At 29.0% G+C, this 18,551-nt stretch carries 19 protein-coding genes; 4 read left to right on the forward strand and 15 right to left on the reverse strand.

Annotated features, from left to right (window positions below; genetic code table 11):
* Nucleotides 1-18: 18 nt before the first annotated feature.
* From BUB83_RS03630 to BUB83_RS03670, 9 genes are all read right to left on the reverse strand, one after another.
* The gene (locus BUB83_RS03630) at nt 19-918 is read right to left on the reverse strand and encodes an ABC transporter permease subunit (RefSeq protein WP_073337096.1); all 900 of its coding nucleotides are present in this window, start codon (nt 916-918) and stop codon (nt 19-21) included.
* A complete protein-coding gene (locus tag BUB83_RS03635; protein WP_073337097.1) occupies nt 911-1,834 on the reverse strand; it encodes an ATP-binding cassette domain-containing protein in 924 nt (307 codons plus the stop codon). Before BUB83_RS03635 ends, BUB83_RS03630 begins: the two co-directional genes overlap by 8 nt.
* 116 nt (nt 1,835-1,950) lie before the next feature.
* Nucleotides 1,951-2,640 carry a response regulator transcription factor gene (locus BUB83_RS03640; RefSeq protein WP_073337365.1) on the reverse strand — a complete coding sequence of 230 codons (690 nt, stop codon included), beginning with the start codon at nt 2,638-2,640 and terminating at the stop codon, nt 1,951-1,953.
* A gap of 134 nt (nt 2,641-2,774) precedes the next feature.
* A complete protein-coding gene (locus BUB83_RS03645) occupies nt 2,775-2,981 on the reverse strand; it encodes a hypothetical protein (protein WP_073337098.1) in 207 nt (68 codons plus the stop codon).
* A 30-nt stretch (nt 2,982-3,011) separates the two neighbouring features.
* Nucleotides 3,012-4,013 (reverse strand): ABC transporter permease, encoded by a 1,002-nt coding sequence (locus tag BUB83_RS03650; protein ID WP_073337099.1) that lies wholly within the window; start codon nt 4,011-4,013, stop codon nt 3,012-3,014.
* Between the two features lie 16 nt (nt 4,014-4,029).
* The gene (locus BUB83_RS03655) at nt 4,030-5,064 is read right to left on the reverse strand and encodes an ABC transporter permease (RefSeq protein WP_073337100.1); all 1,035 of its coding nucleotides are present in this window, start codon (nt 5,062-5,064) and stop codon (nt 4,030-4,032) included.
* 1 nt (nt 5,065) lies between these two features.
* Nucleotides 5,066-5,920 carry an ABC transporter ATP-binding protein gene (locus BUB83_RS03660; RefSeq protein WP_073337101.1) on the reverse strand — a complete coding sequence of 285 codons (855 nt, stop codon included), beginning with the start codon at nt 5,918-5,920 and terminating at the stop codon, nt 5,066-5,068.
* Nucleotides 5,913-6,557, reverse strand: coding sequence for a TetR/AcrR family transcriptional regulator (locus tag BUB83_RS03665; protein ID WP_073337102.1), 645 nt, complete (start codon nt 6,555-6,557; stop codon nt 5,913-5,915). Before BUB83_RS03665 ends, BUB83_RS03660 begins: the two co-directional genes overlap by 8 nt.
* Nucleotides 6,558-6,768: 211 nt before the next feature.
* Nucleotides 6,769-7,794, reverse strand: coding sequence for a patatin-like phospholipase family protein (locus tag BUB83_RS03670; RefSeq protein WP_159434044.1), 1,026 nt, complete (start codon nt 7,792-7,794; stop codon nt 6,769-6,771).
* 100 nt (nt 7,795-7,894) lie between these two features.
* Here BUB83_RS03670 and BUB83_RS03675 point away from each other — a divergent pair, with 100 nt between their 5' ends.
* Complete coding sequence (locus BUB83_RS03675) at nt 7,895-8,308, forward strand: hypothetical protein (protein ID WP_073337104.1); 414 nt, start codon at nt 7,895-7,897, stop codon at nt 8,306-8,308.
* Here the strand turns inward: BUB83_RS03675 and BUB83_RS03680 are convergent, their stop codons facing one another.
* On the reverse strand, nt 8,309-8,911 hold the full coding sequence (locus BUB83_RS03680; protein WP_073337105.1) for a hypothetical protein: 603 nt from the start codon (nt 8,909-8,911) through the stop codon (nt 8,309-8,311).
* A 281-nt stretch (nt 8,912-9,192) separates the two neighbouring features.
* On the opposite strand from BUB83_RS03680, the gene BUB83_RS03685 reads away from it, so the two are divergent.
* Nucleotides 9,193-10,710: a SulP family inorganic anion transporter gene (locus BUB83_RS03685; protein WP_200801425.1), complete on the forward strand. Its 1,518-nt coding sequence runs from the start codon at nt 9,193-9,195 to the stop codon at nt 10,708-10,710.
* Nucleotides 10,711-10,778: 68 nt separating this feature from the next.
* On the opposite strand, the gene BUB83_RS03690 is transcribed toward BUB83_RS03685, so the two are convergent.
* The 4 genes from BUB83_RS03690 to BUB83_RS03705 all read right to left on the reverse strand — a co-directional run bounded on the left by BUB83_RS03690 (nt 10,779) and on the right by BUB83_RS03705 (nt 14,724).
* Nucleotides 10,779-11,264 (reverse strand): hypothetical protein, encoded by a 486-nt coding sequence (locus BUB83_RS03690; protein ID WP_073337106.1) that lies wholly within the window; start codon nt 11,262-11,264, stop codon nt 10,779-10,781.
* A gap of 320 nt (nt 11,265-11,584) precedes the next feature.
* On the reverse strand, nt 11,585-13,333 hold the full coding sequence (locus BUB83_RS03695) for a CotH kinase family protein (protein ID WP_073337107.1): 1,749 nt from the start codon (nt 13,331-13,333) through the stop codon (nt 11,585-11,587).
* Between the two features lie 15 nt (nt 13,334-13,348).
* Nucleotides 13,349-14,017 (reverse strand): DUF4956 domain-containing protein, encoded by a 669-nt coding sequence (locus BUB83_RS03700; RefSeq protein ID WP_073337108.1) that lies wholly within the window; start codon nt 14,015-14,017, stop codon nt 13,349-13,351.
* Between the two features lie 11 nt (nt 14,018-14,028).
* Nucleotides 14,029-14,724, reverse strand: a complete 696-nt coding sequence (locus BUB83_RS03705; protein ID WP_073337109.1) for a polyphosphate polymerase domain-containing protein — start codon at nt 14,722-14,724, stop codon at nt 14,029-14,031.
* Between the two features lie 308 nt (nt 14,725-15,032).
* Between BUB83_RS03705 and BUB83_RS03710 the strand changes: the two genes are divergently transcribed.
* Both BUB83_RS03710 and BUB83_RS03715 read left to right on the forward strand, forming a co-directional pair.
* Nucleotides 15,033-15,704, forward strand: a complete 672-nt coding sequence (locus tag BUB83_RS03710; protein ID WP_073337110.1) for a response regulator transcription factor — start codon at nt 15,033-15,035, stop codon at nt 15,702-15,704.
* A complete protein-coding gene (locus BUB83_RS03715) occupies nt 15,701-17,227 on the forward strand; it encodes a sensor histidine kinase (protein WP_073337111.1) in 1,527 nt (508 codons plus the stop codon). Before BUB83_RS03710 ends, BUB83_RS03715 begins: the two co-directional genes overlap by 4 nt.
* A 122-nt stretch (nt 17,228-17,349) precedes the next feature.
* Here the strand turns inward: BUB83_RS03715 and BUB83_RS03720 are convergent, their stop codons facing one another.
* A complete protein-coding gene (locus tag BUB83_RS03720) occupies nt 17,350-18,033 on the reverse strand; it encodes an HAD family hydrolase (RefSeq protein ID WP_073337112.1) in 684 nt (227 codons plus the stop codon).
* Between the last annotated feature and the right edge of the window lie 518 nt (nt 18,034-18,551).

The raw sequence follows: 18,551 nt of genomic DNA on the forward strand, positions 1-18,551 counted from the left end.
TCATTCTTTATATTAGTATTATTTTATATCCTGTTTCTTAAACAAAGTTATTCCAATCAATAAACTTATTATAATTGTGGCAATGGAAATTGTTACCGCTTTTATTATATCATTATTTGAGGCATATATGGCAGTAGCTAATGCATAATTATAAGATACTGTACTTTCATATACTTTATCAAATAAAGTATACTTTCCATACAAAAATGATACAATAGTTGGTAACAGAACAAATATACTTATCCCAATACCAATAGTTGAGCCATTACTTTTAAGAATAGATGCTAGCAACATTAAAAGTGAAACCATAGCCATAACTGAAACCGAAGCCCCTGCAAATATCAAAATAATATAAATCACTTCGTTAATATCAAAAGCTTTCCCCCATGGAAAAAACAACAAACTAGGAAGACATGTAAAAATCACAATTATACCCATTAATATCATTCCGCCAATGGAAGCTACTAAGAATTTAGCTATATAATAATCTTCTCTTTTTTTTCCATAGGCTATCATATTCTTTATTGTACCCGAAGAATATTCTTTAGCTATTAAAGCTGCTATTAATATTGAAAGTAGTATTTCCATTAATCCTTGACCAAATGCAGAATGAAAAATTTCTTTACCTTTAGGGCTAAAAAGGTTTTCGAATTGTGAACTACTTCCAATACGACCTGGTTGAACTATTACCTTTTCATCAGAAGACTTAACTTCAGTAGCTAGTTTTATCTGCTCTATAGCCTCGTCTTTTTCAGCTTCTGTCATATTGGTTAAACTACTTCTAATAAAATCTTCAGATGAAACTATATTTGTCATTCCAAAATTAAAAATTCCTAGTGCAAAAGCTACTATACAAAGCACTATAAAAGTTTTATTTTTAAATAGTTTAAATATTTCAGCTTTTAATAATCTACTCATGCCTTCCACCCCCAACTACTTTTATAAAGTATTCTTCCAAATTCTGACCTTTTAAAAGTATTTTATCTACCTCTATGCTCTTTGAAGATAGTAAAGTGTTTATTTTGCCAACCTTATCTAAATGGCTGTATACTTTTATAAGGTTACCTGGCAATACCTCGTAATCGAAGATTTCAAGTTCTTGTTCCAGAATTACTACGGCTTTATTTGCATCATTAGTGTTTATCTCTATATATTGTCTACATTTTTCTTTTAATTCTTTTGAGGAGAATTCTTCTATTAACTTTCCATCATTTATTATTCCGTAGTTAGTTGCAAGCTCGGAAAGTTCTCCCAAAATATGGCTGGATATAAGAATAGTAACTTGCTTTTCTTTATTTATTTTTTTTAAAAGTTCTCTTATTTCAACGATACTCATAGGATCTAACCCATTTATAGGTTCATCTAACATAAGGAATTTAGGATTTCCAAGTAAAGCATTAGCAATACCAAGACGTTGCTTCATACCTAAAGAGAAGTTTTTAACTTTCTTTTTCCCTGTATCCTTTAAACCCACTAGTCCTAATACTTCTTCAATACATTCTTTACCTGCAATATTTCTAACCAATCTAGACACTTCTAAATTTTCTCTTGCAGTCATTCCACCATAAAAAGCTGGAGTTTCAATTAAACTTCCAATAAATCCTCTTCCCAAATCAAGTTTTTTAGCGTCTGTTTCTCCAAACAACTGAATTTCTCCAGAGTCTTTACTAACAAGTCCAGTAATCATTCTAAACAAAGTAGTTTTTCCTGCTCCATTTTGCCCTATAAGACCATAAATCTGGCCTTTTTTAATATTCATACTTACATTGTTACAAGCATAAGAATTTTTATATTTTTTTGATAAATTATAAGTTTTTAAAACTGTATCGCTCATGTTTTAATCTCCTTCAACTTATTTAGTGGCTTAACCACTGTCCACGATTATATATTATTATTAAACTTGTAAGTTCTTTTAAATAAAATATTAAGAAAGTATAAAGATTTATTTCTTTACTCTTTAAGTTTAAATCCAATGCCCCAAACCGTTTGAATATATTCTATTTCATCCACCTTTGATAACTTCGCTCTTAAATTACTAATATGAACATTTACTGTTTTTTCATCCCCAAGAAATTCGTCATTCCATATGTTTTCAAAGATATTAGCTCTACTAAAAACTTTATTAGGATTTCTCATTAACAATTCTAAAATTGCAAACTCTCTAAAGGTCAAAGATAGGGCTACTTTATTTACACTAACTTTTTTTGCTTCTGTATCTAAAATAATATTTTTAAAGTGTAGTATGCTGTCTTTGGTTTTTAGTGTTGAATACTCCATATATCTTCTTAATTGGCAGGATACTCTAGCTAAAACCTCATCAATGGCAAAGGGTTTGCTGATAAAATCGTCTGCTCCAAGTTTTAATACATTAATTTTATCTTCACTAGAAGTTTTTGCGGATATAACAATAATAGGCATTACCTTTATTTTTCTAATTTCTTTTATTAAATCTTCTCCACAAATACCAGGAATCATTAAATCTAACAAAACAATCTCATAATTATATTGTTCTAAACACATTTTTGCTTCTGTTCCTGAATAAGTTGCTCTCACATTATAGCCTTCCCGGGTCAAAATCTTAAATAATAATCCATTTATATCTACGTCGTCTTCTACCAGTAAAATATTAATTCCTTTCATCTCATAATCACCATCTTTGATAATATTTAGATACCTTCCCATATCTATTCCCTTATAAAATTATAACAATAATTTTCCATATTGTAAAAGAAAAGTAGTGCCGATTAAAACAGGCACTACTAATTTGTTCCCTTTTATTTTGTAAGTAACCATATTCCAAAACCTAATGCTATTAAAGCAAAACCATAAAAGAAAATCACTGTGCCTTGCTCTCCCAGTATTTTTCTAAAGAATTTTATTTTTCCCATTTCCCATATTTTTGTAGGTTTTTTTACAGCAATAAATACTACTAACCCTGAATAAATAATTAAAAATAAACCTAATAATGCTAACCCATTCATAAAATTCCCTCCTTGATTTCTTTCTAAAATTTAATTTAAACCTTGTTTTATTCTTTTACTTAACATAGCAAATACCACTGCAGTAATTACAACAATAATGGAACTATTAGTAAGTACATGCTTCCAGGTTGCTTCATTTAATAAAATAGCATCCATAGCATCATAAGCCCAATAAAAAGGTGACCAATAAAGTAAAAACAACCATTTTTGTGATAAGAATATCCCCCCGAAAATGGATCCTAGCACTGGTACAAATATAGCTTTCATACTAGCTATTGCACTTATTGGGTCTTCATTCATAACCCCAATTACAAAACCTATTATTACACTAATAAAAGCTATACTAATGACAAGCATAGTAACCATTCCAAAGTTTATACCTTCAAATCCCAATATAAGTAAAATCCCAAAAGCTCCAATAATAGGCACCAAAAATCCCAACAAAGCTTTCCCAATAACATATTCTGTTTTCGAAATTGCTGCTACGTTAATAGCTGCTAAAGTGTTATTCATTTTTTCTTCAACTAGATTAAGGGTAATAAGCATGCCTCCAAAAACTGACACAAACACAATTAAAAAATTTGCTCCTTGTTGCTTTAAAGGTGATAACTTCCAGCCAATATCTGAGGTTGTAACTTGAAAAGGAAGGTTTATATCTTCATTTTCATAAGAATTCACCACAAATTCTAGCATTTCTAAACCGCCCTTTGTTTCATTTCCTTGCTGAATAATGTTGTATCCTTCAGAATCCTTCACTAGACCAAAGATATCATCTGTTTTTTCTATTCTATTATTTATTTCCTCACCATCCTCAATAACTTCTACTTTTCCATAATCTTTAAGATACTCTATGATTTGCTGATCCATAGTTTTTTCAACTGCTATATTAATTGTTGTAGATCCTGCTCCTGGTATCATGAGTTTTAATATTAAAGCAAGTAGAAAAGGTGCAATCATTATATAAATAATCATAAAATCTCTTGAGCCACTTTTTAAATCTCTATTCATAACTGCGAGTATTCTTTTAATCATTTAGAATCATCCCTCCTTAAACCGTTAATGTTTTCTTAAATCTTTGGTTAGCTAAAAGAAAAAATATAATAGCTAGCAAAGTGAAACCTACAATGTTAGCATAAACATAACTAGTATCTCCATGCTGAAGAAGGGTTTCTCTAAATGCAAATAGCATTGGGTAAGACGGTAAAATCTTTAACACTGTTGGAGAAAAAGATGGCATGTAATACGACACTGTAGAAAAACCCATGGTGATTATCGCCATATAAAGCCACCCCATAGCTTTTGTTATTGAATCAAAGAAACTTGCAATAAATAAACCCACCGATGAACCAAATATATTACAAGAAATTAATAATAACATCAACTGAAGATAATTGGCATTTGTTCCTGCAACAAAAATAGTAACTATCAATCCAGAAAGCAAACCGGATATCAACATAACTCCTACTTTACTAAGCAAGTATTGCCATACCGAAGCTGGAGTTACAGCAAAAGCTTTAATTGTGCCCTCATCTTTATCCATAAATATATAAGAAGCAATAATAAATAACCCCATAAAAGCTACATTAAGTACTAAAAATACTGGTACCATTTTTAATCTATCTGTTAATTTTTCTGCATTGCTGTCTAAGGTTGTTACTTTAGTGATCTTTTTATAATCTGGCATTTCAGAAAGAAAAGCCGCTTTAGTTGATGTTTCTATGATTTTTCTAAACTTTTCATTTTCATAACCTTGGAGAATATACTCATAATTAATTTTATCATTTTCAGAGGAAATATATAAACCTACACTACTTCTATTTTTACTTAGTTTTTCTTTAACAAGATCTTTTGAACCAAAGAACTCAATATCATCTCCACTTTCTGCTAAAGATTCTTTTATCATAGTTTCATAAGGTTCTTCTAAATCAAAACTAGCATAAATGGTTTGTTTAGCTTCAAAGTTTTCTGGAACCACAAATAACAATACTGCTACAAAGATAAAAGCCATAATTACTTCAATATAGAAATAAAAACTCTTTGAAGACAAACTCATATCTTTTAGGAAGCTATACCATAGTTTCATTCTACTTCAACCCCCTGCCCGTAACTTTGATAAAGATTTCTTCCAAAGTTGCTTCTTTAGTATGCATCATCTCAATATTTCCTGCTTTTATAATTTCATTTAATTGTAATTTATCTTTTTCAATAAGTAATGATAATTTTTCTTTTTTCAAAACTTCATTTTCTTTATATTCTACTTCTACAAATTTTTCACCATATTGAAGTTTTAAATTTCTTGGAGAATCAATTAGTTTTATTTCCCCGTCGATGATAAAAGCAACTCTATCACATAATTGATCTGCTGCAAACATATTATGTGTAGTTAAAAATACTGTTGTTCCTTTTTCCTTTTCAAAAGAAACAATATCTTTTATTTGGCTAGCTATAGCTGGGTCAAGACCTGTTGTTGGCTCATCTAGAAACCAAAGTTCAGGGCTATTAAGCATACTTCTTATAAAAGTCAAACGATGCTTCATTCCTTTCGAAAATTCACTTGCCTTTTTCTTAGCCACATGATCTAATCCAACTAATTTTAAAAGTTCCATAGGGTCTTTTGTTGGAACATCAAATAATTTTCTATAAAACTCTAAATTTTCTAAAGCAGTTAATTTTCCATACACATTAGATTGTTCAAAAGATACTCCTATTTTATTAAACATTTTTCTTGATGGATGTTTAATATCATAGCCTGCTACAGATACATTACCCTTTTGTAGTGGAAGTAAGCCTGTTAAAACTCCTTGAGTAGTAGATTTCCCTGCACCTGATGGCCCTAAAAATCCAAAAACTTCTCCTTTTGTAACTTCAAAATCTATACCTTTTACTGAATAATTCTCATCCTTTGTGTATGAATGATATAACCCTTCAACTTTAATCATTTTTATTTCCTCCTTGATTATTTGCTGATATACCAAATTTTAAAAAATCTAAAAATTTATCTACTGTTTCCATTAATTGATTATCCCATTTAGCATTAACATTTTCTAGGTAAAACTCCGCCACTGAAGTATTCATTGAGGATATAAGGGTCCCTATAAATTTAGTGTCTATATTACCTCTTATCTCTCCTCGTTCAAAAGCCTGTTTAAGTAGACTCTCAAATATATTATTAGCAATAGAACTACTATCTCCAATAATTTCTTGGTATATTGGTTGAGTAGTGTCTTTAACCAATCTATTTCCTATGGCAACAAACCTAGGATGATCTTCTACAAACTTCAATCCTGAAATATACATTTCTCTAACAATTGTAAAAAAATCATAGCCTTCAGGATTCATCATTATTGGAGACATATACTTCATCTTTTCGTTAGTTATTTTTTCCATAAGGTATTTATACATATCTTTTTTATCTTCAAAATACTGATAAAGGCTTCCCTTAGATATACCACAATTTACAATAATTCTATTAGTACTTGCTAATTCATAGTTATAGTTTTCAAATTCAGTAATAATTGCTTCTTCTATGTTTTCACGTTTTTCATCTGGTAGATTAAAAAAAATTTCTTTTGGCATCTTCAACCGCCCTTTACTACATATAATATGACCATCAAGTCATGTGACTCTATGGTCATATTATATCCTCAATTGTAAGAATTGTCAATTAATTCGAAAAAATAATGTTACGCCTTACTCCATGAGGTAGCTAGATAGGCTATTAATGAAAACCACAACATGAAAGGGTACCTCTAGCGAAGTCCTACCACATTGTGGAGGGATACCATGATTATACGGAAAGGGTATTTTTTTTTCTGTACTCAATATATTTTTCATAATTAGGATTCATAACTTCTAAAAATCTTCTTGCACAATTTTCACCGGATAAATAAAGTTCTTCTACCTTTCCTTTACTTATATCAAAATCAGTTGCTTTTACATTTAAGGTATTAATTTTAATGCTCCTTAAATATTCCATTTCAGCTATATGAACATCGTCCTGTGCTTCTAACATTGTACTAATAACAGCGGCCCCCATATTGAAAATATTATTAGTTTTGTTTAATCTAGCTTTTTCATCACTGGCTCCAAGTTTAAACCCTATAGTAGGATAATTTGGAACTCCATTTACATCAAAAAGCCAAACTGGATAATTACTTAGCACACCTCCGTCTACAATTAATGATTTTTCCCTTGTTACAGCACTTTTTAAGATTATTGGTTGAAAAAAGAAAGGAATGCTAATGCTCATTCTTACCGCTAAACTAACATCTAATTCATCTGGGTTTAAGCCATAGTCAGCTATATCTTCTGGCAAAATCAACATTTTTCCTTTTGTTATATCTGTGGCTATTATATGAAGTTTATATTTTCTTTTATACTTTGGATTATTTAAAAGAATTCCTTTTTTACCTGGGATTATTAAATCTTTAAATTTAACTTGCTTTCTATTTTCTAATTTATTTTTAAGCTTGTCATATAACAAACCATTAACAAATTGCTTTAAATAATCACTTTTATAAATTCCTTTTTTAAATATTAAGTTATTTGCTTTGCCTAGCATACAATTGTTTTTTTTACCATTACCTAGCATATCCTTATAATTAATATTTTCTATTATTTCTTTTAACTCAATAGCATTATACCCTGCTGATACCAAGGAAGCTACAATGGCCCCTGCTGAAGTCCCTGCTACATTTCTCCATTCATACCCATCATCTTCCATAACCTTCATAGCTCCTATAAGTCCAATGCCCTTAACTCCTCCACCTTCAAAAACTGCATCAGCAAATTTATTCTTATAATTTGATGCCACAATCTCCACCCCCATTTATATAATACATATATGATTATTGTAATAATTCTGTGCTAGTTATAATATTTTATATAAAATTGATTAATGGAGTTGGCTTTGTTTGAGTATTGAAAAGGATTTAGAAAAAACATTAGAGAAAAGTGTAGAAAAAGGTGTTGAGAAAGGAATTGTAAAAGCTGTTGAAAAATTAATTGATAAATGTCTTATAGATGAAATTACTCAAAGTATAATTAATGTAATAACTTGTAATTTAATAAAAGCCCTTGAAACTGGGCTTTTAATTGAAGAACTTATTAAAATTATTTCTAAATCACAGTCACAACAAATTCATTCAGTAATATTAAAATTCACTGAATCTAAATATGGAGAAATCAGCGACCCTGAATTTTTGAACGACATCAATAAAATACAAAATTTTGATAACTTAGATATACTGTTAAAATCTATTCAACAACAGCAATCACTTGAATCAACTAAACAATTCATAAAAACTTTCGCTTCTGACAGCAAATAATCATTTATTATAATTAATAAAGGATTCTAATATCTCCGCTGTTATAATATCTGGATAAATTTCACTTAATTCAATTATCCTTTTATAAATAACAGTTTTTTCTTTTATATTCTCTGGAGATTCTCCTTGAATTCTCTCTGCTTTCAAAATACAAAGTTGTATTTCCAAATAAGCTGATTTTCTATCAATTTCATTCAGTTTATTATCTAATTCCTTATTTATATTTTCTATTTCCTTAGATTTTATATTATACTCTTTAGTCATTTTCTTTAAGTTTTTAGAATAATTAGCTTCAAAGCTGAAAATCCTATTATTAGTTGAGCTAACCTTATCTTGTAATGAATTTTTGTGCTTAAGAATATCATTAGCCAATTCCTTTTTTATTTCTTCAATGTAATTTTTTTTCACAAATTGAAAAATTACAATAGACATAAAAAAAGCTATCATAAATAAGATAATTCCAGTCAATAAATTATGCAAAACACTATTACCTTCAATAGTGTTTCCAATAAAATATAACCCTTGGATTAAAAATAATATAAAAATGAATACCATTAATGTTTGAACTAAATTCATTGATTTTCTTTTTCTTTTGTTAAGCATAAAAATCCCCCTGTCAATATATTTAAATTTTATATACCTTTAACCCAAATTATAACTACAAAACCTAAGAAATACAACATATAACTTTCTTGTATTCAAATTGATAGATTAAAATTTTCATGGAAAATCAAATGATAAAAAATTTTCTTCCTTCTAACTACCTATATCTACTGTTTATTAAGTAATTGGGATTTTTCGTGGAATATACTTAATGTATATGTTAAAATAAGTGCTTGTGTGAAATAAACAATAATAAACGGAAGGAGAATATCATATACAATATGGATATTAAAAAAATGAATTTGAAAAATGAACTTTTATCTGGTTTAACCGTAGCTTTAGCTTTAGTTCCAGAAGCAGTGGCTTTTGCAATTGTTGCAGGAGTTGACCCTTTAGTGGGACTATATGCAGCTTTCTTTATAGGATTTATAACATCAACTTTTGGAGGAAGACCTGGAATGATTTCCGGTGCAACGGGAGGACTTGCAGTTGTTATGATAGAGCTTGTATCAAGTCACGGTGTAGAATACTTATTTGCAGCAGTAATTTTAATGGGAATTATACAAATTATTGTAGGCCTATTAAAGTGGGGTAAATTTATAAGAATAATTCCTCATCCAGTTATGCTAGGTTTTGTTAATGGTCTTGCCATAGTAATTCTACTAGCTCAATTAAATCAATTTAAAGTAGCCGACTCTTCTGGTAATATACAATGGATGACAGGATCTTCTCTTTGGATAATGCTAGGTTTAGTTGCTTTAACTGTTGCAATTATTTACCTTGTACCAAAACTTACCAAAGCAATACCATCTTCTTTAGTAGCAATTGTAGTTGTATCTTTATTAGTAACACTATTAAATATTGATACCAGAACTGTTGGTGATATTGCATCAGTTTCAGGAGGTTTACCAACTTTTAGTATACCTAATTTACCACTTAATTTTGAAACATTTATGATCGTTTTACCTTATGCATTAATATTTGCAGCAGTGGGACTTATTGAATCATTATTAACTTTAACTTTAATTGATGAAATAACAGATACTCGTGGTAAAAGTAATAAAGAATGTGTTGGTCTTGGTGTAGCAAACATAGTAACTGGTTTCTTTGGAGGAATGGGTGGTTGTGCTATGATAGGCCAAAGTATGATAAATATTAATTCAGGCGGTAAAAGAAGACTTTCAGGAATTTCTGCTTCTTTATTCTTATTAAGTTTCATTTTATTTGGTGGAAATCTTATTGACAACATTCCTATAGCTGCTTTAATTGGTGTTATGTTTGTGGTTGTTATCTCTACCTTTGAATGGAGTAGTTTTAAGCTTATTAGAAACATAAAAAAATCAGATGCTTTTATTATTGTATTAGTTTCTGGAATAACAGTTATTGAGGATTTAGCAGTTGCTGTTGTAGTAGGTGTAATTGTATCTTCATTAGTATTTGCATGGGAAAAAGGTAAAAACATAGATGTTTATGAAGAAGTTGATGAAAAAGGAACTAAAATTTACAAGATACGTGGTGCTTTATTCTTTGGTTCTTCTCGTAATTTTCTTGAAGCTTTTGATGTAAAAAATGACCCTACAGATGTAATTATAGATTTTATGAATGCAAGAGTTTTTGATCACTCTGCCATTGATACTATAAATACCTTAACTGAAAAATATAAAGCTCAAAATAAAAAGCTTCATTTAAGACATTTAAGTCAAGAGTGTTACGATTTTATAAAAGATTCAAATAATATTGTAGAAATAAATATAATTGAAGACCCAAAATACCATGTAGCATTAGATGAATTAGCATAAAATAAATAAAGGCCATTCCTTATAATAAGAAATGGCCTTTTTAGTTTTTATCAGGGAATTGAGTTTTATTAATATGAACTCATTTGTTTTACAATATCTAAGTATTTTTGTGATGCATCTGGACAAACTGATAATATGGAATCAACTACAAAATCTACATTGCTATCATTAATTATTTTAGCATCGCAACCTTCATCATTTACTAGCCCTTCAGTATCTAATTCTTCATATATAGTTTTTACAATAGGTGCTTGCATTACTTTATCACTTAATAAGCAATTTTCCGAAAAATAAAGTACATTTTCTATTACTTTAAATTCACCATAAGTGTACTCTTTTTTAAGGGTTTTTGTATTATCTTTATTTTTGGTATCGTGCATTATATGCTCAACATGATTTAAATTAAAACAATACGTTGGTTCTTTTCTCTTTAAAACTCCTCTTAAATCTAAATCTAATAATCTTTCTTTAATATGTTCAGAAAATTCTTCTCCAAATTCTTCAATAAACATTTTCATTGACACTGTCTTCTTAATATTATACTTTTTCTTCAATTAATTCATTCTCCCTTATATTTGATCACCTAAAATAGCACTTTATATTACGGCTATTTATTGAGAGCCCTTAGCTCTCTTGGCGTATAGAAACATATATTTTTTATAGAAATCATTATAATAACAACCTTAAATGTTGAAAAAATCACCTAATAAGGTGACGATGCTTCAACACTATGGTAATGAACCCATATACTTTATATTATTACACATATTATAAAAATAATACTTCCTATATATATTATACCACAACTACTTAATAAAACGAAATCTACATTTACAATATTATTTTAAATAAAAAAGGATGCAAAAGCGCATCCTTAGTGTTTTTTTGATAAATATAAACTTGTTCCAATAATTACAACTACCATTGATAAAAATATAATGATATTTGTTGTGCTGATAGTACTACTTTCCTCAACTATAACTTCTTTATTTACTGCCTCATCTTGCATACCTTGTTGCTTTGATTGCATCTGTCCATCTACAGTTTCAGGCATTTCACCTTCTCCCACTTCAGGCATTTCTGGCATTTGGCCTTCTACTCCATCAGGTATTGCAGGAATTTCTCCATCCACGGTTTCAGTCATGGCTGGCATTTCTCCATCTACTACTCCAGGACCTGCCGGTCTCTCACCTTCTATACCCTCAGGTCTTGCAGGTCTTTCTCCATCTACTAGTTCAGGCATTTCTCCAGAAACACCTTCACCAGTTCCCTGGTTCATACCCGGTTGCATTTGGCCCATTCCACCTGATGATCCAGAACCTGAATTACCCTCTCCATTATTTGTACTTGCAATTTCTCCTGAAAGTTGCTGAGCTACATTATCCACTCTTTTTTCTACAAAACTTAATATACTTAAGTTATTGCCTTCATCTTGAAACAAAGCTGTTTCAAACTCATTATAAGTGTAAAAAGAAGATGGATCTGTTTCAACATAACTCTTAATCATTTCATAAACTGACAATAATTTTTCGTTTATATTATCTTCTGCTAGATACCCTTCAGATAGAATTTCAAGATATTCATGATATTGCTCTACATATTCTTCATTCTTGAAAATCGCTTCTATCAAGGGATAATTTGACATTGCACCTTTTACAGGTTCGTCAATTAAAAATTCAGTTGCTTCCAAATCCGTTAAACTTGACCCTGGAAATCCATTGAAAATCATATTCAAATCCCAAGAAATCCATTCAAAAATCCCCTCGTTATTGTAAAGATAATAATTATGGTACATCGCACCTTGATAGCTGTCTGGATGCACTGTCATGGTACTAATTGCTAAATACTTTAAGAAGGAGTCAACATTAAAAATAGAATCTAAATTTCCACCATCCTCAATTGTTTTTAAAAGCTCTACCAAAGTTTCATTATCATATTCGTCCATATTTTCCGGGAACATTCCAGTATAATCCATACCATTATCAGAAATATACGCTAAGTCTGAACCTACTCCCAAATCTGGCTTGTACAATTCTCCTGAATCATTACCAAAGTTATCAACTAAAAAAGAATCATTTACTTGCTCTACTGCTAAATATAATCCATAGTATTCTCCATTAATAGACACCGCCGCATAAGTTGTTCTTGAAGAAACCGCATCCAACTCATCTAGCATTTCATAACCTAAATATTCTGCCATGTAAGAAGGATCCATAAATATATTGTTAAGATTTATTTTAGTTATACCTAAGAAATCTTGTCCTTCAAGATAATAATTAAAATCAATTTTAAAACTAAATCTATCACTATCTGAACTTGCCACATCTCTTAAACTTGAGTTTCCTTTTGGTCTTATACCAATATCACTAAATGTGTAACCATTATAAGTTATATCTGCCATAACCATTTCTTCTTCAGTGGCATTAGTCAGCATTTCTTGATATACATCTTCATCAATTTCAATATTGACCTCTACAACTTCATCATGAGGAAATATAATGCTATCCACAGAATTATCACTATTAAAAGAAAATGTGCTAATGGCATCAATTGGTAACAAATCTGCCGTAATTAATACAATCACTAATACAATGATTGCTACTAAACTTTTAACCCATTTCATCAAAACACCTTCTATCTAACAAGAATATTCGCTGCTACTTACCAACATTGCATGAGTAACTGATTCTATACTTTTTAAATCATTTACAAAACTTATTTCTTCACCTTTTAATCTTAATTCTATTGTTAATTCAATTTGAGAACTATCAACTGTTTTTGATTTTACAAAATACTTTGCTACCTTTGATTTAATACTGTTGATAACTTCAGTTTCATCAGCTTGATTAGAAAAATTAACTAATAAAATATATGGAGTTTCGCTTTTTAAATTCAAATTAAATATATAAAGAATTGTTCCTATTACAAAAGCACCAATCGTTGCAAGTAAAAAGAAACCAGCTCCAGTAACAATACCAGATGCAATTGCCCAAAACATAAATACTATATCCATAGGATCTTTAATAGCCGCTCTGAAACGAACAATACTTAAAGCACCTACCATACCTAATGATAAAACAACATTTGAAGTAACCGCCATAATCACTAGTGCAGTAATCATAGTCATCATTACTAAAGACATATTAAAACTTTTTGTGTAAACAACACTTTGATAAGTTTTCTTGTATACTTGAAAAATAAATAAACCTATTACGAATGATAATAATAACGTAACACCAATGTTTAATGCTGATAAACTACTTGTACCCTCTAAAAAACTATCTTTAAAAATATCTTGAAATGACATAAATATTCCTCCTAAAATTTATAATTATATTTTCTTGAATAAACGTATTTTGATGACGATGATGCCATTACTTGTCCAGATTCAATAAGTGTTTTTATATGATCTGGCATAACTCCATTAAATTTAATTTCTAATATGTTTTCATTTATACCTAAAGCTGGTACATAATTGATGTTGTCCTTAAATATATTCACTTGATTCATAGATGTTTTTATATTTGTATCAAAGGTAATCCTTAAATCACCTACTGGATGAATAAAAGCTATTCTGTTGTATCTAACAATTACTTTTGGTTTAATTAAACCATTAGATAGTTCAAAGTAGAAATCTTTATATAAATCTTCTTTTTTCTCCATTAGAAATTCAAAGTTTCCACTATAAATTTCCTTAACCTCTGCCTCTGTTAAATTACCTGATGCTTTCATTGTCATTTGATGTACTTTTGATTTTCTTTCAAGCTTTAAAAAACTTGTATCATCATTATAGAAACGAATTCTATATTTATGCCTTATAGCATCACCATTTAACTTTTCTGCATAAGCCTTATTATTATAATCATCAAAATATACACTTGCAATACTATATCCTTCATCTGGACAATTTTTGTCTTTTTTTAACACTTTACTTAATCTGTTTTTTAAAACCAAACAATCCAAATCACTAATTGTATACTTCAATTCATGTCTTTTAGCTTTCAACAATTCCATCTTTTGCCCTCCCCTCTTATGTGTTATGTTAAATATACATTAAGTTTGTCACAACAATATCACAGTTTTAGTTGTTTTTAAAATATTAATTAAAATTTAATTATATTTTTCATAATAATTTCTGAGAATTGCTTGTTTTCTTACTGTTATATTAAATATAAGTTAAGTTTGTCACAGTAATATCACAGGATTAATTTTTCTTATTGTGGTTAATGTAATATAGATGTAACATATATATTGTAAGATAAAGTTACAATTTTATAGTAAATACTTAATTTAAATTCTTACTAACCGGGGGTTTTTGTTTTATGAAAAAAAAGATTCTTATAGCAGACGATGAAATGAGAATGAGAATATTAATATCAGATTTTTTAATTAATGAAGGTTATGAAATTATAGAGGCATCTGATGGTAAAGAAGCTTTAGAAAAATTTACAAATGAGCCAACAATACATCTTGTAATTCTAGATATAATGATGCCTTATCTAACCGGATGGGAAGTTTGTGAGGAAATCAGAAAAATAAGTAAGGTTCCTATAATCATGCTTACAGCTAAAAACGCAGAAAACGATGAGTTATTTGGTTTTAAAAAAGGAACTGACGAGTATATAAAAAAACCTTTTAGTCCTTCAATTTTAGTTGCTCGAGTTAATGCACTAATGGATAGAACTTATGGTGATAGTAATTTGCTTATAAAAGATTGCCTAACAATTGATACGGAGAAACATATAGTTAAATCCCAAGGAGATACAATCGATCTAAGTATTACTGAGTATAAATTATTACTTTATATGATAGATAATGAGAATAGCGTACTTTCAAGAGAACAACTTATAAGTAAGGTTTGGGGATATGACTATGACGGAACTGATAGAACTGTAGATACTCATATTAATAGACTTAGAATAAAGCTAAAAGAATCCGGGGATTATGTAAAAACTGTTAGAGGTTATGGATATAAATTTGAGGTGATAAAATGAATTCCATAAAAAAGAAACTTTTTCTTCAAATAGGTTCGCTAATTGTTTTTCTAGTAATTCTTTTACTACTAGCTAATACTCTATTATTGGAATCTTATTATACTTATAAACAAAAAAACAAATTAGTAGATTATTACGCTACTATTAATTCAATGGATTCAACTGATTATGATGATAACTTATTGGATTTTCTTGCTATTGAAAGTGCTTCAAATGTAGATATATTAGTTATGGGCAGTACCGGCGATGTACTTTATGCCTCTAATAGTTTTTTAGCTGATAAAAGATTACTAGATGAACTAATGAATCTTATGAGTATTAATATGACAAACTTTGCCCCAGTTACTCAGACCCCTATTAATATTCACCCTGCACCTAGTCCTAAAAATCAAATTACAAAATCCGAGAAAATTGATGATAAAACCAGTTTTGTTTGGGCTAGCGACCCTCTTTTATCTAATACAAATCTTTTACTATTCGGAACTTTAGATAACGGAAATTTAATTGAATTAAGACTTCCTATTGCAGCAATAAAAACTAACATCAAAGTATCCAATGATTTTTTATTGATTATTGGTTTGATAGTCTTTGCTATCTCAATGATATTTGCATATGTTGTTTCAAATTATTTTACAAAACCTATAACAGCAATGAATGATGTAACCAAACGTTTAAAACATCTGGATTTTGATACTTCATGCGAAGTTATTTCAAATGATGAGATTGGGCAGTTAGCCGACAGTATAAATAAAATGTCTTTGGCTTTATCCTCAACTATAACATCTTTAAACTTTAAAAATACTCAACTGGAAAAGGAAATTCAAGAAAAAAATAGATTGGATGAAAAAAGACGTACTCTTCTTAATAACGTATCCCATGAATTAAAAACTCCATTGTCTTTAATGCAGGGTTATGCAGAAGGTCTAAAGCTTAATGTAATTAAAAATAAAGAAAAATCAGATTTTTATTGTGATGTTATCATTGACGAATCTATAAAAATGAATAGATTAGTTGAAAGTCTTTTAAATATTGATCAAATGGAATTTGGCGATAACATATTGCACAAATCTACTTTTGAGATAAATGAATTTATTGTTCAAACACTAGATAAATACAACAAAATATTTCAAGATAAAAGTATACTTTTTACTATTAATACAATTGCGCCCATAGAAGTTATTGGCGATGCTTTTATGATTGAAAGAGTATTTGAAAACTATATAACTAATGCTATTAATTATGTTGATGAAAATCTTGAAATTTCAGTTAGACTTTTTAAATTAAATAATACCATTAAAGTTGAAGTTTTTAATACCTGTGAAATCATTGATGAGAAAGATTTGGATAAAATATGGGATTCCTTTTATAAATTAGATAAAGCGCGTTCTAGAGAAAAAGGTGGCCATGGCTTAGGTTTATCCATTGTAAAAGCCATTCAGGAGGCTCATGGAAATAGTTATGGAGCTAAAAACGTACCTACGGGTATATGCTTTTGGTTTGAAATTGATATAAATCGAACTTAATTTAAACCCTAATCTTCACAATTTTGTTATACTTGTACAAAAATAAGACAGTAAGCTTAAACTTACTGTCTTATTTAATATACTTTTATCTTTTAATTTATTGTTTAAAGATTATAAAAATTTTATTTATTGGTTTTTAGTTTACAGTATAAATCATAAATATCCTCTTCAATAGTTATTTTATGAAAATCAACTCCTAATTTTTCAGCAAATAGTTCATCATAGGAACTGTCTCCCACCATTAAAACACTGCTTGGACTCAAACTTAAATCCTTCATAAAATGTATGCCATGGTCTACCTCTGGCTTTGACTTTAGCTCTAAATCGTCTCCACAACCAATATAATAAAAATAATCTTTTAGTCCTAAGTATTCTAACATACCCATAGTATTTTTTTTGGAATCAGTTGTAACTAATCCAATAACTATTTGGTTCTTAACCAAATACTTCAACATATGTAGAATATCTGTATGTAATAATTCAACATATTTTATATTTTCCTTTACCTTTTCATTTATAGTTTTTTCAAAACTTTCTAACATATACTCCATACTACTATTATCAATATCTAATGAATAACTTTTAATTATTTCATCTAGAACCTCTTTTACACTTCCTATAGATGCTAAACTGTCTTTTTTAAGATTATCGTCAATAATCCCAATAGATAACATTACTTTATCAAAGTCTAAATCCAAGCCATAATTTTCAGCAAGTATAGCAATAGCTTCTCTGTAAACTTTATTCCATAACTTATCAGTGTTCATTAATGTTCCATCTTTATCAAAAATCACCGCATTATACATTTTTAGTCTCCTTTTTACCCCTACATGATTGATTAATTTATAGTTATTAAACAATAAATAAAACATAATTACAATTTCATATTCTTATTTTAACTTCACCAGTAAACATTAGCAACTGCCCTTGCTATTTTTATCCAATCACTTTCACTGTGGTATATCTATAATACACACCTTCCGCATAATTCTTTATAGATTCTTTGCTAATTATTTGAGTACTCCTGTAACATATGCGACTCTTCATTTTATTTTTATGTGCTATACTATGTATATAATCCACAGTATTCCACTGTGAATTGAATTATCTCAAATTTGATTTCTAGGTAGTGTAAAACTTTTATGAAAAAGCTATTTAAAAGTTAAAATCAGGAAATACAATAATGTAAATAATTGTTTCTTAGCTTTTTTTCACTCAAGAGACCTATTAGGAATCCCGACAGGGAGCGTATTTTAATGATTTTAGGTACGACAAAAAGACCTTAAACCTTAGAAAAATTAAAAATATTTAAGGGTAAAACTAA

Source organism: Clostridium grantii DSM 8605, assembly GCF_900129965.1.
GTDB classification, from domain to species: domain Bacteria; phylum Bacillota; class Clostridia; order Clostridiales; family Clostridiaceae; genus Clostridium_AF; species Clostridium_AF grantii.

Coding starts and splice junctions, on each gene's coding strand:
- BUB83_RS03680 (WP_073337105.1), bottom strand. CDS start 8,911: ATGCTTAACAAAAGAAAAAGAAAATCAATGAATTTAGTTCAAACATTA.
- BUB83_RS03685 (WP_200801425.1), top strand. CDS start 9,193: ATGGATATTAAAAAAATGAATTTGAAAAATGAACTTTTATCTGGTTTA.
- BUB83_RS03720 (WP_073337112.1), bottom strand. CDS start 18,033: ATGTATAATGCGGTGATTTTTGATAAAGATGGAACATTAATGAACACT.
- BUB83_RS03640 (WP_073337365.1), bottom strand. CDS start 2,640: ATGAAAGGAATTAATATTTTACTGGTAGAAGACGACGTAGATATAAAT.
- BUB83_RS03695 (WP_073337107.1), bottom strand. CDS start 13,333: ATGAAATGGGTTAAAAGTTTAGTAGCAATCATTGTATTAGTGATTGTA.
- BUB83_RS03655 (WP_073337100.1), bottom strand. CDS start 5,064: ATGAAACTATGGTATAGCTTCCTAAAAGATATGAGTTTGTCTTCAAAG.
- BUB83_RS03710 (WP_073337110.1), top strand. CDS start 15,033: ATGAAAAAAAAGATTCTTATAGCAGACGATGAAATGAGAATGAGAATA.
- BUB83_RS03650 (WP_073337099.1), bottom strand. CDS start 4,013: ATGATTAAAAGAATACTCGCAGTTATGAATAGAGATTTAAAAAGTGGC.
- BUB83_RS03700 (WP_073337108.1), bottom strand. CDS start 14,017: ATGTCATTTCAAGATATTTTTAAAGATAGTTTTTTAGAGGGTACAAGT.
- BUB83_RS03705 (WP_073337109.1), bottom strand. CDS start 14,724: ATGGAATTGTTGAAAGCTAAAAGACATGAATTGAAGTATACAATTAGT.
- BUB83_RS03630 (WP_073337096.1), bottom strand. CDS start 918: ATGAGTAGATTATTAAAAGCTGAAATATTTAAACTATTTAAAAATAAA.
- BUB83_RS03645 (WP_073337098.1), bottom strand. CDS start 2,981: ATGAATGGGTTAGCATTATTAGGTTTATTTTTAATTATTTATTCAGGG.
- BUB83_RS03665 (WP_073337102.1), bottom strand. CDS start 6,557: ATGCCAAAAGAAATTTTTTTTAATCTACCAGATGAAAAACGTGAAAAC.
- BUB83_RS03660 (WP_073337101.1), bottom strand. CDS start 5,920: ATGATTAAAGTTGAAGGGTTATATCATTCATACACAAAGGATGAGAAT.
- BUB83_RS03715 (WP_073337111.1), top strand. CDS start 15,701: ATGAATTCCATAAAAAAGAAACTTTTTCTTCAAATAGGTTCGCTAATT.
- BUB83_RS03635 (WP_073337097.1), bottom strand. CDS start 1,834: ATGAGCGATACAGTTTTAAAAACTTATAATTTATCAAAAAAATATAAA.